Origin of the sequence: Bacillus badius NBRC 15713, assembly GCF_001591605.1 — a bacterium.
Classification (GTDB): domain Bacteria; phylum Bacillota; class Bacilli; order Bacillales; family Domibacillaceae; genus Pseudobacillus; species Pseudobacillus badius.
Genome location: NZ_BCVF01000018.1, coordinates 1 through 14,014, shown reverse-complemented (window position 1 = coordinate 14,014; position 14,014 = coordinate 1). Strand labels below are relative to the sequence as shown.

Annotated in this window: 11 protein-coding genes, 1 pseudogene and 2 other annotated features; of the genes and pseudogenes, 1 reads left to right on the top strand and 11 read right to left on the bottom strand. The window is 43.5% G+C overall.

Annotation, left to right across the window (positions count from 1 at the left end; all coding sequences use genetic code 11):
• Nucleotides 1-455: 455 nt before the first annotated feature.
• Together rsiV and BBA02S_RS10570 are read right to left on the bottom strand one after the other, a co-directional pair.
• Nucleotides 456-1,307, bottom strand: a complete 852-nt coding sequence (gene rsiV / locus BBA02S_RS10575) for an anti-sigma-V factor RsiV (RefSeq protein ID WP_041098413.1) — start codon at nucleotides 1,305-1,307, stop codon at nucleotides 456-458.
• A complete protein-coding gene (locus BBA02S_RS10570; protein ID WP_041098411.1) occupies nucleotides 1,307-1,804 on the bottom strand; it encodes an RNA polymerase sigma factor in 498 nt (165 codons plus the stop codon). The genes rsiV and BBA02S_RS10570 overlap by 1 nt, the downstream gene beginning before the upstream one ends.
• 287 nt (nucleotides 1,805-2,091) lie before the next feature.
• Nucleotides 2,092-2,314, top strand: a binding site (T-box leader).
• A 38-nt stretch (nucleotides 2,315-2,352) separates the two neighbouring features.
• Nucleotides 2,353-2,575 (top strand) — a binding site (T-box leader).
• Nucleotides 2,576-2,631: 56 nt separating this feature from the next.
• Between BBA02S_RS10570 and thrS the strand changes: the two genes are divergently transcribed.
• Entirely contained in the window at nucleotides 2,632-4,563 is a 1,932-nt protein-coding gene (gene thrS / locus BBA02S_RS10560) for a threonine--tRNA ligase (RefSeq protein WP_041114257.1), read from the top strand.
• Nucleotides 4,564-4,641: 78 nt separating this feature from the next.
• Here the strand turns inward: thrS and BBA02S_RS10555 are convergent, their stop codons facing one another.
• From BBA02S_RS10555 to BBA02S_RS10515, 9 genes and pseudogenes are all read right to left on the bottom strand, one after another.
• Nucleotides 4,642-6,774 (bottom strand): heavy metal translocating P-type ATPase, encoded by a 2,133-nt coding sequence (locus BBA02S_RS10555; RefSeq protein ID WP_041114258.1) that lies wholly within the window; start codon nucleotides 6,772-6,774, stop codon nucleotides 4,642-4,644.
• Nucleotides 6,767-7,135 (bottom strand): ArsR/SmtB family transcription factor, encoded by a 369-nt coding sequence (locus tag BBA02S_RS10550; RefSeq protein ID WP_041098404.1) that lies wholly within the window; start codon nucleotides 7,133-7,135, stop codon nucleotides 6,767-6,769. The genes BBA02S_RS10555 and BBA02S_RS10550 overlap by 8 nt, the downstream gene beginning before the upstream one ends.
• A gap of 213 nt (nucleotides 7,136-7,348) precedes the next feature.
• Nucleotides 7,349-8,452: a M14 family zinc carboxypeptidase gene (locus BBA02S_RS10545; protein ID WP_231557213.1), complete on the bottom strand. Its 1,104-nt coding sequence runs from the start codon at nucleotides 8,450-8,452 to the stop codon at nucleotides 7,349-7,351.
• A 244-nt stretch (nucleotides 8,453-8,696) separates the two neighbouring features.
• A complete protein-coding gene (pdxR, locus tag BBA02S_RS10540) occupies nucleotides 8,697-10,139 on the bottom strand; it encodes a MocR-like pyridoxine biosynthesis transcription factor PdxR (protein WP_041114259.1) in 1,443 nt (480 codons plus the stop codon).
• A gap of 166 nt (nucleotides 10,140-10,305) precedes the next feature.
• On the bottom strand, nucleotides 10,306-10,500 hold the full coding sequence (locus BBA02S_RS10535; protein WP_041098399.1) for a hypothetical protein: 195 nt from the start codon (nucleotides 10,498-10,500) through the stop codon (nucleotides 10,306-10,308).
• Nucleotides 10,501-11,002: 502 nt separating this feature from the next.
• Nucleotides 11,003-11,731: pseudogene (locus tag BBA02S_RS10530) on the bottom strand (SDR family NAD(P)-dependent oxidoreductase).
• Between the two features lie 162 nt (nucleotides 11,732-11,893).
• On the bottom strand, nucleotides 11,894-12,499 hold the full coding sequence (locus tag BBA02S_RS10525; protein WP_156141498.1) for a hypothetical protein: 606 nt from the start codon (nucleotides 12,497-12,499) through the stop codon (nucleotides 11,894-11,896).
• 97 nt (nucleotides 12,500-12,596) lie between these two features.
• On the bottom strand, nucleotides 12,597-12,776 hold the full coding sequence (locus BBA02S_RS10520; RefSeq protein WP_041114260.1) for a hypothetical protein: 180 nt from the start codon (nucleotides 12,774-12,776) through the stop codon (nucleotides 12,597-12,599).
• 114 nt (nucleotides 12,777-12,890) lie between these two features.
• Complete coding sequence (locus tag BBA02S_RS10515; RefSeq protein ID WP_156141500.1) at nucleotides 12,891-13,739, bottom strand: hypothetical protein; 849 nt, start codon at nucleotides 13,737-13,739, stop codon at nucleotides 12,891-12,893.
• Between the last annotated feature and the right edge of the window lie 275 nt (nucleotides 13,740-14,014).

The following is a 14,014-nucleotide window of genomic DNA, read 5'->3' as shown; positions in this document are numbered from 1 at the left end:
TCTTGCTCTATTAAACTTTCCATCAATATCCGTCTAAGGGGCGAACGCCCCTCTCGTTAATAGACGTATCTAGCCTATCATTTAGTTTCATGAAAGAAAAAAATTTTCATCTTTTGGGGTCTCTGTTAAAGAGTATGTACATTTTGCTGCAGGCAGACGCTTTCCTCAGGAAGCAGCCTTTCGTTCCCTTGAGACGCCAGCATGAACTAACAGCGGCGCTTTTTTAAAAAAAGAAACAAACTCTTCTGTGCCTTCAGCCGTCTATTTTTTGAAGAGCCTAACCTGCATGTATAGCTGTGATAGGTCCACGGAAAGGAGGGAAGGCTCTTTTTCTTTTTGTTCTGTTCCCGTTCCATCGAATCGGTACAATATCAAACGCCCTTTCCTCTAGCTGACAAGAAGAAAGGGCCACTTATTTTGGTCTGATGCAAAGCTATTTTGTGAATGCCGTTGTTTTAGCGGATATACCGCTCACCGACAAGCAGATCGGAAATGACAGCCGTCGGGATAATAAATTCTACAGGCCCCATGTATCCAGGGGCTGCCTCATATTCATCGAAGGAGATGACGAGCTTGTGATCTTGATTAATATAGAATGGCTGATCCGGGCTGATTTGTGTAAAAGGCTCTATCTCATTCTCACTCACCCAGTAGATCTTATTAGGATCGGCGGCCATTTGCTGTTTCATTTGCTCTTTAATATTTTCGCTAATGACCGGCACATATTGGCCATTTTTGAATAAGCCCTTTAACGTGATCAACACTTCATTTTCTTTGTCGATCGTCACATACCGGTTTTGAATATAGCCGGAAGCTTGAGTTCTTTGGATCGTCCGGCGAACGGACAAAATCTCCGGTGACTCTGTTACCTTTTCATACTCGCTGTTCATTGAAAAATGTCCGTTTTCAGCGGCAGCTGACTTCGCAAACTCTTCATAAAGCTTTTGGCTTTCTTCCACGTATTTTTGATTTAAGTTGTCTTCGAGCGCTTGATTATCGAGACCGGTAATCGCCGGGGTTTTGACATCAATGCTGGCATTGCCCTTCTCTTCTTTAAATTCATTAAAGGTAACTACTTCTACCAGTTCTTTGACTAAAGGGATTTTGGACATAGCCTGAGCCGCTTCCGGACTGAAATTGACAGTAGCTGTAAATAGCAAGGCAGCAGCAGCAACACTTGCCGGCCATACCGGACGCGTTTTCTTCTTCGGCTTTTCCTGAAGAGCTTGGGCAACAATCCTATCCAATTCTTTTGGAATCGGTATATCTTTATAGTCTTTTCTTAACATTTCTAATCGCTTATCCATTATAATAGGTCCTCCTTGGCGATTTCAATTCTCAGCAACTTTAATCCCCGATACAGGCGCGTTTTGACGGTGCTAATGTTTTCTTCTTCGATTTCTGCAATTTCTTCTAGTTTCAAATCTTCGAAAAAACGGAGAATAAGGATCGTTTTATATTGGATCGGCAAGGCGTCCAGGGCATTCTGAAGATCCAGATCTTCATAGTCATCCTCTTTTCCGCTGCTCAAAAAATCGATGGTTTGATGGTCGGCCACTGTTAACCTCTTCTGCTTCCTTAGAAAATCAATCGCCGTGCGCACAACAATTTTATAAAACCAGCTCTTTATGGACTGAAGCTCCTTCACTCCCTCCATAGATACAAGAGCTTTTTTTATCGATTCCTGCACAATATCCAGTGCGTCTTGTTGATTTTTCACATAACTAAACGCTAAGCGATAAAAATCTTCTTTGTGATCGGTCATACAAGTAACAAATAATTCATGTGCCTCTCTTTTATTCATTGCTTCAAAGAGCTCCTTTTCAAAAATACAATTTATCTGCCGTTACATAGGATAGACGGGCTAGCCTGAAGAAAAGTTTGCTTCACCGAAAAATTTATATAGAGGATTTACAAATGTCTGCTCCAAAAGCTGCGAATCCTTCACTGCATTGCTAGTTTTCATTCGGATTGCCCGCACGCGTTCCCTATTAAAGAAAGCTCCGGCATAAGCGCAGCCTGTAAATACCGGGTTGTCATTTCTAATGATTTACTGTACTATGTAAAATAATTGAAAATACTGCTTACATGGTAAAAGCCTTGACAAGGACATGAGTTATTTTTACGGCTTTCAGAGAGGGAAGGATCAGCTGCAACCTTCCTAGCTTAGGAAAATAATTTACCGCCTTTGAGCTGCATTGGGGAACTAAAGTATCCAATGCCGTTTGCTGCGTTACAGCACCAGAGCCATAAGCGTATTGTTTGCTTATGGAAACTTGGGTGGAACCACGGGTTAAACACACTCGTCCCTTCTTTAGGGATGAGTGTGTTTTTATTTTTTCACTGTAAATATTGATTGCGATGATAAGGACATGAATCATTTTTACGGCTTTCAGAGAGGGAAGGATCAGCTGCGACCTTCCTAGCTTAGGAAAATGATTTACCGCCTTTGAGCTGCATTGGGGAACTAAAGTATCCAATGCCGTTTGCTGCGTTACAGCACCAGAGCCATAAGTGTATTGTTTGCTTATGGAAACTTGGGTGGAACCACGGGTTAAGCGCACTCGTCCCTTCTTCAGGGATGAGTGCGCTTTTTTTATCTTTCTATTACTTTAAAGGAGTGTCAACGATATGGACAAAAAAAAGATCAATATTCAATTCCCGGATGGACAGATAAAGAGCTTCGCCCCAGGCACTACAGTCGAAGAGATTGCGGGGTCAATCAGCTCCAGCCTGAAGAAAGAAGCTGTTGCCGGAAAGCTAAATGAACAACTGGTGGATTTAAGCTGCAAGGTTGAAGCAGATGCCAGCCTTTCTATCTTAACTTTAAACTCGGAGGAAGGATTGCATATGTTAAGGCATTCGTCCGCTCATGTCTTGGCGCAAGCGCTCAAAAGAATTTACGGGAACGTGCAATTAGGGATAGGCCCGGTGATTGAAGATGGATTTTACTACGATGTCAAATTGGATCATCACCTCACTTCCAATGATTTGCTCGCTATTGAAAAAGAAATGAAAAAAATCGTCGGCGAGAATTTAAAGATTCAACGTATAGAAGTGTCTTATGAAGAAGCTGAAAAACTGTTTACAGAAAAGAACGAGCAGTTTAAATTGGAAATCCTTCAAGATCTCCCTCCAAGTGAAACGATTACCCTTTACCAGCAAGGAGAATTTATTGATTTGTGCCGTGGTCCTCACCTTCCATCAACAGGTTGGATCAAAGCTTTTAAATTAACGCGTGTATCAGGTGCTTATTGGCGAGGCGACAATCAAAATGAAGTTCTCCAGCGGGTATATGGAGTTTCCTTTAAAAAGCAAAAAGACCTGACTGACTATCTGCACTTCTTGGAAGAAGCAGCCAAAAGAGATCACCGAAAGTTAGGAAAACAGCTGGAGCTATTTATGTTTTCCGAGGAAGCTCCCGGCATGCCGTTTTACTTGCCAAAGGGGCAGACGATTCGAAATGAGTTAGAAAGGTTTTCCCGGGAGCTTCAAAGCCAGGCGGCTTATGAAGAGGTTCGCACGCCATTTATGATGAATCAGCAGCTATGGGAAGAATCCGGTCATTGGGATCATTACCATGAGAACATGTATTTTACTGAGGTGGAGCACAAAAAATTTGCATTAAAACCAATGAACTGTCCCGGCCATATGCTGATTTTTAAAAACAGCCTTTATTCCTACCGGGATTTGCCTGTTCGAATGGCAGAGTTTGGCCAAGTTCATCGCCATGAATACAGCGGCGCTTTAAATGGAATGCTCAGGGTCCGTACATTTTGCCAAGATGATGCCCATATCTTTGTTCGGGAGGATCAAATTGAAAGTGAAATCAAGAAAGTGTTTTATTTAATTGATCGCGTCTACCGTACGTTCGGATTTGATTATTCAGTGGAGCTTTCCACTCGCCCAGAGGATTCGTTAGGCAATGACGCCTTCTGGGAGGTTTCTGAAGGAGCGTTGAAAAACGTGCTAAGAGATTTAAACGTCGATTATTCCTTAAACGAAGGGGACGGGGCTTTTTACGGCCCTAAAATTGACTTTCATATTAAAGATGCGTTGAAACGGAGTCACCAATGCGCAACCATTCAGCTTGATTTTCAAATGCCGGAAAAGTTTGATTTGACATATATCAACGAAAGAAATGAAAAGGTCCGGCCCGTTGTGATTCACCGCGCCATTTTCGGGTCAATCGACCGCTTCTTCGGGATTTTAATCGAACATTTTGCCGGTGCGTTCCCTGTATGGCTTGCACCGATTCAAGCCCAAATTATTCCGGTTTCACAAGTCCACCTAGACTACTGTTTAAAAATCGAAGCCGAATTGAGGCAATTCGGTGTAAGGGTAAAAATAGATAAAAGCGATGAAAAAATGGGATATAAAATAAGAAAAGCACAGATGCAAAAAATCCCTTACATCCTAGTGCTGGGAGATAAAGAAATGGAAGAAGGAGCCGTTAACGTCAGAAGATACGGCGCTCAGCAATCAGAAAGTGTTTTATTTAAAGACTTTAAAGAGAAAGTGTGGCGCCAAATTACAGAGCGCAGTGATGAAGCAAGGCAATAGAGGCTCAAAGCATCGCAAAAGCCGATCGCTACTAAAAGAGATCGGCTTTTGCGCTCAGAATTTAATAAAGTGCTTTGGTTACTCCCTCACCCTCAACAGCCTCAGACTATTCAGGGTGACAATGAGCGTGGCCCCCATGTCAGCAAAGATAGCGATCCACAGTGTTAACCAGCCAGGCACTACCAGCAGCAAGGCGGCCAGCTTAATGGCTAGCGAGAAAGTGATATTTTGCTTAATAATGGCCAAAGCTTTGCGGCTCAGCTGGACTGTATACGGCAGCTTGCTTAAATCATCAGACATAAGGGCAATATCGGCGGTTTCCAAGGCGGTATCGGTTCCGGCTCCGCCCATGGCTACACCTACGGATGAGGCAGCAAGCGCTGGCGCATCGTTGACGCCATCGCCTACCATCGCTACATGCTGATGCTTTGCGCGCAGAGCTTTAATGAAATCCATTTTATCCTCAGGCAACAAATCCGCTTCTATCTCATCTACGCCTACCTGCCATCCGATCGCTGCGGCTGTTCTTTCATTATCACCTGTCAGCATGACGGTGCGGATGCCAAGGTCGTGGAGGCGGCGGATCACTTCTTTTGACGATTCTCTGATTTCATCTGCCACGGCTATGAGTAAAAGAATGGCTTGCTCTGTTCCCAAAACCATGACGGTCTTTCCTTCCGTTTGCCAGGCAGAGATATGCTTCTTAATCGTATCTTTCATAATCTGATGCTCTGCTTCAAACAGCTGGGGACTTCCTACGTAATAAGTTTGGCCGTTAACCTTCGCCCTCACCCCTTTGCCGGTGATTGATTGAAACTCCTCCACCGCAACGCTTTGAAAGTCCAGCCCCATCTCTTCTGCTTTCCGGATAATAGCGGAAGCAAGAGGATGCTGGGACCCCTTTTCAATGGCAGCGGCAATCGCCAGCCATTCTTTTTCATCTCCGCCATAGGTTGCCATATTGGTAACTGAAGGAATCCCTTCCGTCAATGTGCCGGTTTTATCAAAAGCAATGGCCTGAAGAGCTCCGGCGGTTTCTAAATAAACGCCGCCTTTAATTAACACGCCATTTCTTGCTGCGTTGCCGATAGCTGTCACGACAGCAACCGGCGTTGACACAACCAACGCGCACGGACAGCCAACAACCAAGGCTGCCAATCCTTGATAAACCCATTTGCTCCAGTCCCCGTCCAGCAGCAGCGGCGGCACCACGGCTATGAGAAAAGCAAGGAACACAATAGCCGGTGTATAATATTTGGCAAACTGATCGACGAACGCTTGGGATGGAGCACGTTCGGCCTGCGCTTCCTCTACTAAGTGAATGATCTTGGATAGAGTCGTGTCTTCTACCCGTTTAGTGACTTTGACTTCCAAAAGCCCTTCCTCATTTAACGTTCCTGCAAACACCTCATCACCGGCTGTCTTGGCGACCGGCACGCTCTCACCAGTGATCGCCGCCTGGTTCAATGCCGAAGTCCCGCGGATTACCACCCCGTCCATCGCCAATTTTTGTCCCGGCTTTACAATCATAATGTCGCCGATCTGGATGTCTTCTACATGCAGCATGAACTCGTTATTTCCACGCCGGATCAGCGTTTCTTTTGGCGCAATATCCATTAACGATTCAATGGATTGACGGGCTTTATCCATCGAATAGCGCTCTAAAGCCTCACTGATCGCAAAGAGAATCACCACTGTGGCCCCTTCGCCCCATTCACCGATGATTGCCGCTCCGATAATCGCAATGGTCATAAGGGTTTTCATATCGAACCTTAACCGGCTCAAATTTTTCAAGCCGTTAAAAAACAGCGAATACCCGCCAATTAAAATGGCCGCAGCATAACCGGCTGTGGCAAAGACTGAGTCTTCCCCATACTGCCGCCCTAAAAACCAGCTAACAATAAGCAACACTGCTGAAACATACACCTTTATATTTTCTTTTTGTTTCCAAAAAGGCGTATGCTCCACCTGCCGCTCTCTTTCATCTCGAATCTTTAGCTGTTCAAAGGCTCCAGCTTTTTCTAGCTCCTCAATCGTGACATGACCCTGCACATAAATTTTGGACGCTCCAAAGTTTACTTTGGCATCCTCCACTCCGGGTAATTCTTTTACATTTTTTTCGAAGAGGCCGGCACAATTGGCACAAGTAAACCCCTGGACCCGATAAGCTTGCATGTCTCGGCTCGACTGTTTGACTGACTGGTCAGACATGAGCTTTCACTTCTTTCCTATGTGCCAGCGCCATGGTGATTAACTGTTTGACCGGCTTGTCATCTAATGAGTAAAAAACTAATTTGCCCTCTTTTCGATAGTTCACAATCCCTTGCTTGTGAAGGGTCCGTAAATGGTGGGAAGCCGTGGCCACAGAAACGCCGATAATATTCGCCATGTCACACACACATAGCTCCCCCTCCTGGCAAAGGGAATAAGCAATTTTTGCCCTCTTTTCATCAGCCAGCACTTTAAATAACGGGGTCACGCCGGACCAATCCTCTAACTTGATTTTCTTCTGTATCCGATCTACTTTCTCCTCGTCATAACAATACACTTCGCAAATGTCTTTATCACTCACTCGGCTCACTCCTTAACATTCAAATATTCATTTGAATATAGTATATACCTTTTTTATTCAGATGTTGACTGAAAGGAAAAGGAAGGAGCTGCTTTTAGTTATATTCGACCTGTTTAGTGAGGAACAGCAGATCTTAAGAACCCCTCAGCAGTGCGCTTTATACAGCAGAAACCGCGAAAGGATCTCTCCAGTCGCGGCAAGTGAATAACGTTCTTATAGTCCCCCTGGTGTCCTGACACTTAACGGGATATTCTGATAGTCATCCGGATTTAATTGATGAACTGATCCGTCTGCTACTCCGTTAATAATCCCCATAAGGCCTGTTTCAACTGTCTTTACAAGCTGTCCTCTTTGTTTTTGCCCAAAGTTTTGCGTTTGACCGCTGACTTCAAACAGAACGGTTCCGCTCCCATTTAGCGCAAAAGAGCCGAGAGCCGTGCCAGGCAGATCAATGTTTTGGTCATATAGTGAAATGTTTGTAAACACGGAATTTCCTTTTGCTTGCAAGGCGTTATAGACAGCTACATTCAACTGGCGCGAAAAATCATAATTGTATTGGTCGGCATAAGCGGCATATTTTTCACCGCCTGGGCTGTTTGGATTGGTCACAAACTTTCCTGATATCGACATTGTTACTCTGTCATCAGTCCCTTCTACATAAGGGAACTCTTGATGATGGAGATCGACGAATACATCCACCTTTCCAAACTGTGCCTTTAAGTCCTTATACACATCTCTTACCGTCTGAGCTTCGGGGGTAATATACCAGCCGTAGGCATTCGATGTTCCTGGAAAATCTTCAGCCTTGGGCACGTAATTAAGATCCGGATGAAAATCGCGATTCACATCAAACCCGGGGTTCTTGTCATAATTCCAGCTTCCTGGAGAGGAATAATAATTCCAGGCTGGCTTTACATGAGCTAATTGAGGAAATTTAGCTGTCACCTCTGCCCAATCCATATCATTTGCCCGGCGGTTTAATTCCGATCCATCTGCATTCATCATTGGAATAGCTACAATAGTGAGTTCGTCTAAAATTTTCTTTGCTTCTTTAGACTGGCTGGAACCAAGACTTTGCAGCATGTTTAACAGGGCCACCGTGCCTGTTTTTTCATTCCCATGAATTTCACTCTGAATCAGCACTACCTTCTTGCCATGGCCCGTTGATACTTTGTAAATTTCTCTTCCTTGGTTCGTATAACCAGCTGTTTCCACCTTTACGTTTCCTTGGCTCGACTTTTGAATCTGCTGCAGTTTTTGCCCAAGCTCCTCATAATTAATGAAGCCGCTAATGCGGTTGAGCCTAACACTTTCCATGCCTTTTTCATCCTTCATCCCTCCACTCAATTCTCTGCTTCTAAGGAAAGGATTCGATCACTTTGTATCGTTTCCTTTGTTGCCAAAGGAAAATGAATAGAAGAGACTAAGAAGAGGGAAAAGAAAACAGGTCTTATTGTTTATTATTTTCTGAGTATTTCCATTTCTACAGAAGAAACGAGTTTTCACTCATTTTTATTAAAGCACGCTTTGACTATATTCCATTGAATTATTTCGAGGAAAATTAAAGCTTTTTATCCATGGCATAAAAAGCATCTGCAAACTTCTTTATTCCTTCATCTATTTTTTCTTCCGTTTCCCTGGCATAAGTAAAGCGGACATAGCCTGCCTCCGATCCCATAGTTGCTCCAGGCACATAAATAACCCCTCTCTTAATAGATGCCTCCAGTAATTGCAGTTCATTATATTCCTTTTTTAGTTTGCACCACAAATGGATGCCTCCTTGAGGGACTTGAAAATCGACATCGCCCCTCAAATAAGTCTCCATACTTGTAACAATTTGGTTCCGCCTTTGCTTCAGCTGCTTCACCAAGCTTTTGATGTGGATGCTGAAATAGCTAGACTTCAAAAATTCATTCGCCATCCATTGAGCAAAACTTCCATGCCCGAAGTCTACTTGCTGCTTGGCATCCGCCAACCTTTCAATTACCGGCTTTGGACCAATAACCCATCCAATGCGCAAGCCAGAAGCAACAACCTTTGATAAAGAACTGATATATAAAACATTCCCGTGCTGATCCATCGATTTCAGAGGAGAGGCATCTTCCCCTGTAAAAGCAGTTAAACTGTAAGGATCATCTTCAACCACTGGGATTCCATGTTGAGACGACAGCTCAAGTATTTGCTGACGGCGATTTTTATGCAGAAACACGCCTGTTGGATTTTGAAAGGCGGGATTTAAAAATATCATTTTAATCCGGTGCCGCTTGTGCAGAAAGAGCAAATCCTCAGGATTTATTCCATCCCTATTAACGGGTAAGAAAAACGTCTTCAACCCTGCAGATTTAAACACTGGAAGTCCATAGTGATAAGAAGGATCCTCCAAAACAATGGCATCCCCTGGTTTTAAGAGACATTGGACCACCAAATGCAACGCCTGCTGCGCCCCAGAGGTAATGAGAATGGAGGAAGGGCTTGCCTCAATTCCCCGATAAATTCCCACATGCTTACCAATTGTATCTCTTAAATTTTCATTTCCTTGAGGATGATCGTAACCGAGGTTTCCGTCAAACACCCTAGTTGAAATAATCTCCTGCAAAAAACGGGTTGGAAAAAGATCCTCCGACAGTTCTCCGCTGGCTAAATTAATCAGCTTTTGGACCGTCAGCTCCTTTTGTATTCTTTGCATTACAGGTACATTGGGAAGAAAAGAGCCTGCCTTAATATACTGGTTCCAGCTCGGCACACGCTTTTTGGTCACTCCCCAAATGTCTTTGCTTATTGTTGTCCCGCTCCCTCTTTTTCTTTCAATCAGTCCATTTGCTTCTAATTCATCATACGCCGACACGACCGTACTTCTATTCACATTTAACTCACTAGCCAACTTTCTTTCTGACGGCAATGGCTTGTCGGGAGGAAAAGTCCCATCTGCGATTCCATGTTCAATATATTCAGCAAGCTGTTTATAAATAGGCTTTTTAACTGCTCTGTCTAGTTTCCAATCCATATCGATCTCCTTTTTGCTGACTTGATAAACAGCATAGTTTGCTTCCTAATTATAGACAATAATAGCATATACTTTCTTTAATCGGCTCAAAGGACGTCTTTCTAAATAATAAAGGAACCTACCATCTGCAACAGATGCTAGGTTTAAAATGGTAAAGCATTCGGCTCTATGCAAACCACTTGATATATACCCCAACAGCAACAAATGACAGAATCATGACAACAAGATAAATCAAGCTTAAGTTCTTGGTGTTTCGTCCAGCATTGCTTCTATAATCCTCGTCACCTTTACCTGCTAATAAAAAGGTAGAGACACCTGCAATGATAGCAATCACAATAACTAATGCAATGGCAATACTCATATAGCACCTCTCACAATCATAATGTACATCATTTGAGAAATCTTTCTTGTAGACATATCCAGTATACCTGGAGATACAAAAGTATTAACCATCCAAATCCCTCAAAAATCTGCCATCCACTTATGAAGAGAGCGCCTATCCGTTGGTGAAACTACCTTGACTTCATTCAAGTAACGTATAACCCTATTTTTCATTTCTCGTTTTCTATCAGTACTAAAAAGGAGAATACCTACTTCTTCTGATAAATTTCTTGCTTTCCTCTTAGGCAGCCGTCTAAATTCATAAACATCCCTTCCCTATTATCTAAGGATACCTTTATCGGTTCTTTCCTTGGTTTATTACTTCCAATAAACGTTTCTTCCTTTTGTGTGATATCTAGTAACATAGCTGCTTAACAATGCATAAGGCGGACAATGAGAGGCTTCTTCTTATCCGCCTTACCTTTCCATCTGACTGTTGGTCCTGCTTCCCTGTTGTTTATCCCTTGTACTCTTGCTATAGCTTACTCCTCATAAATCATTTTCTTTGTCATGCCGCCATCAACAACTAAATTGTGGCCATTGATAAAATCATTTTGCTCATCTGCAAGAAACAAGCAAGCATTGACAATATCACGCGGGCGCCCGACACGTCCGGATGGATGCTGAGCATGGTCTCATGCCGATAATTCTCCGTATCCTTCTGTTTGTATCCACCCGGGACTCACGGCATTTACAGTAATAGGCCGGTCGCTAAGAGACACCGCCAATGTGCTGGTTAAGGACACCAGCCCGCCTTTGGAGGCTCCGTACGCCTCCCAATCAGCTTCATTTTGATTCCACCTCGTCGAAGCGATATTAATGATTCGGCCATAATCCTGGCCGCTGTTTGCTTCAATAAACTCTTTCGCACAAATAAAGCTGCCGCGCAAATTCACCGCAATGACCGCCTCAAATTCTTCAACGGAGATAGCAGAAACCGGTTTGGAGAACGCGGAAACCGCCGCGTTATTAATCAGCACATGCACCGCTCCATATCGGCCGGCAATCTGCCTAAACGCACGCTTAATGTCTTCTTGCCTGCTGACATCTGTTTTAATAAAGTCAATGCCGTCCGTTAAAGGCTGATGCTGCTCTTTATCTAAAGCAACAACTTTATACCCCGCCTCATCAAATCCTGCTGACAGATAATACCCGATGCCGCCTGTTCCGCCCGTAATCACGCATATTTTTTGGTTGATTGATGTTTCCATCCTGTCCGATCCTCCTGCTTTCATTCTCTTTCCCTTCCTTTGAAAAGCTGCTGTATGAATGCCGCTCGTTTAGCAGCGCGGAAACTGCCTGCGGTGCTTGTCCCGCATCGCACTCGTTTTCACCCGCCTCTTTTGACCTCAGTAGGAATAGCTTAGCCAGCGCTAATGACTTTCTTTAGCATGGATATGAGCTTTCTCCTGCTCTTTTAGCCTAGAAGCATGCTCATGCAAAAGGGCTGTCAATTTTTCTTTCATTTCAGCAGATGTCACAATACAGCTTGTAGAACATACTTTTCGCTTAATGATCAATTCGTATCCTTCATTCACTTCTTTATCAAAACCATAATACCGGTGATTGAGGTCAATCGGAACGAACTGAAACGACTTTATCTGATCCCAAGCAATAAAGCGATTGCCGCTAAGTAAACCACCTTCCACAACCGCAAACAAGTTCAACACATCATTCGAATAAGAAAAAGGCAGTAAGATGAAAAAGAAAAACGGCCAATCAAACTTATCGAAAAACAGCCCCATGAATAACACCACCATAAGAAACAGCAGCATAGAACATTCAATGATAAGACCTGTTCGCTGCTTAGAATACACAGGGGCATCCACTGGCTTCTGAGGATATTTTCTCAACACCGCTAACTCTTGGGCCGTAATGGGAGCCAGCTTTTCTTGTTTCATTTTCAGCAAAAGCTGGATCAACTTATAGGCTTGGCAGCTGATGACAAATAAACACAATACAACTGCAAATACGTTCAATTCAATCACCACTTTTCTTTGATGTTTCTTCCACTGCTTAGTGCTGGTATCTTATATACGGATAACAACGGAAAAAGTTCCGATGAGGCGGGGCCACCTATTGATTCTGTTTATACAAAACAACCATCATCAGCAATTGTTCAGGCTTATGCACGGCATCCAACCCGTTCTTCAGCTGCCGTTTCTTAATCTGAGGGATAAAATCAAACAAAAAAGAAGTGCTGGCCACACTTCCCTTTTTGCTGTCCATCTTCTTTGAGTGCCCATTGGTTTGCATGCTGCTGCTTCATTTCAGCATGTTCAGGACAAGCTCTTGTACTTCAGAGCTTCCTTATAGGTTTTCGCCGATAGCGCACAAAGCTAATTTGCTGCGTGTACGGCCATTGTCTCTTTACCTATGAAGATTGTTATTGGTGCCTTTATTGCTAATCCGATTGGATGGCACAGCTGGCATAATCAAGTCTGTCGAATCTGACGTGGCAGTCAAGTCTATCACAGGACCTGCCGGCGCTATAGAAGCTACGTCCCATACCATTCCTTCGAGTTTATTGTATTGTCCGGCAATTCTTGCGATCTTTCGGGTGGCCGCTGAAGGCTGTATTTGCAAATTCGTCCATTGATTGCCGCTACATTCATTCGGGACTGTTAATCCGCTTTCCATATAAATCATTGTGATACAATCATCTATTGAGGCGTTGGCAAACCGGTTGGCATTCACCCAGGCCATGCCGCTTGCCGGTTTTTGCGCCTTTAACTTGATCCCGATATCCATCCCTGCTATTTTCACATTTTCAAAATGAACATAAGAAATTTCGTGGCCGCTCCCGCCTGAGAATAAAGAAATTCCTGTTCCTTTATGGCTCCCTGACCAGTTAATAACGTTCAATTCTTCAATTTTGGTTCTATTCCAGACATTGTAATATTTGTGTTTACCATCTAGCCGAATGACTTCCGAAGTAAAGGCTGCATCATCAATCGCAATATAGGCTCCTTTCATAGCGGCGTTTCTTTCTAACTCTATTACTGGAAAGTTCCCATACACCGCAAAGATGGTGCCATGTCCAAACTCTAGACTGACCCCTTCTTTAATAACTAAAGGAGCCGTAATACTATACGTTTTGTCCGCAAGCAGCACTGTTTTTGTATTGTTCTTGCTGGCAAACTCAATCGCATTTTGTATCTGTAAAGCGTGATTGGCTCCGTTAAAATCCTCTGCATACACTTTTTCAATTTGCGCCAAGTCATTTCTCCCCTTTTCCACTTCTTAAAACGGTTTATTTATTCTATTTACTCAGATAGCCGGCTGCCACACGCTCTGCTGCTTTAGTTGACAACTCGATTGACGAAAAAAGAGGAATACCTGACCTGACGCACGTTACTGCATATTTTTTTAAAAAAATAAGCCGGTATCTTCCTAAAGGTGCTGGCTCATACTGTAGACAAACTCAATGAAAATTGAAGTTGTGGTCCGCAGCCTTTTTCTCTTGCTTGTAGATGGGGGCTGTTGCTTTCCAC

Excerpts from the sequence above, each read along its gene's own strand:
- rsiV (WP_041098413.1), bottom strand. The coding sequence starts at position 1,307 with ATGGATAAGCGATTAGAAATGTTAAGAAAAGACTATAAAGATATACCG.
- BBA02S_RS10570 (WP_041098411.1), bottom strand. The coding sequence starts at position 1,804 with ATGAATAAAAGAGAGGCACATGAATTATTTGTTACTTGTATGACCGAT.
- thrS (WP_041114257.1), top strand. The coding sequence starts at position 2,632 with ATGGACAAAAAAAAGATCAATATTCAATTCCCGGATGGACAGATAAAG.
- BBA02S_RS10555 (WP_041114258.1), bottom strand. The coding sequence starts at position 6,774 with ATGTCTGACCAGTCAGTCAAACAGTCGAGCCGAGACATGCAAGCTTAT.
- BBA02S_RS10545 (WP_231557213.1), bottom strand. The coding sequence starts at position 8,452 with ATGGAAAGTGTTAGGCTCAACCGCATTAGCGGCTTCATTAATTATGAG.
- pdxR (WP_041114259.1), bottom strand. The coding sequence starts at position 10,139 with ATGGATTGGAAACTAGACAGAGCAGTTAAAAAGCCTATTTATAAACAG.
- BBA02S_RS10535 (WP_041098399.1), bottom strand. The coding sequence starts at position 10,500 with ATGAGTATTGCCATTGCATTAGTTATTGTGATTGCTATCATTGCAGGT.
- BBA02S_RS10520 (WP_041114260.1), bottom strand. The coding sequence starts at position 12,776 with ATGCAAACCAATGGGCACTCAAAGAAGATGGACAGCAAAAAGGGAAGT.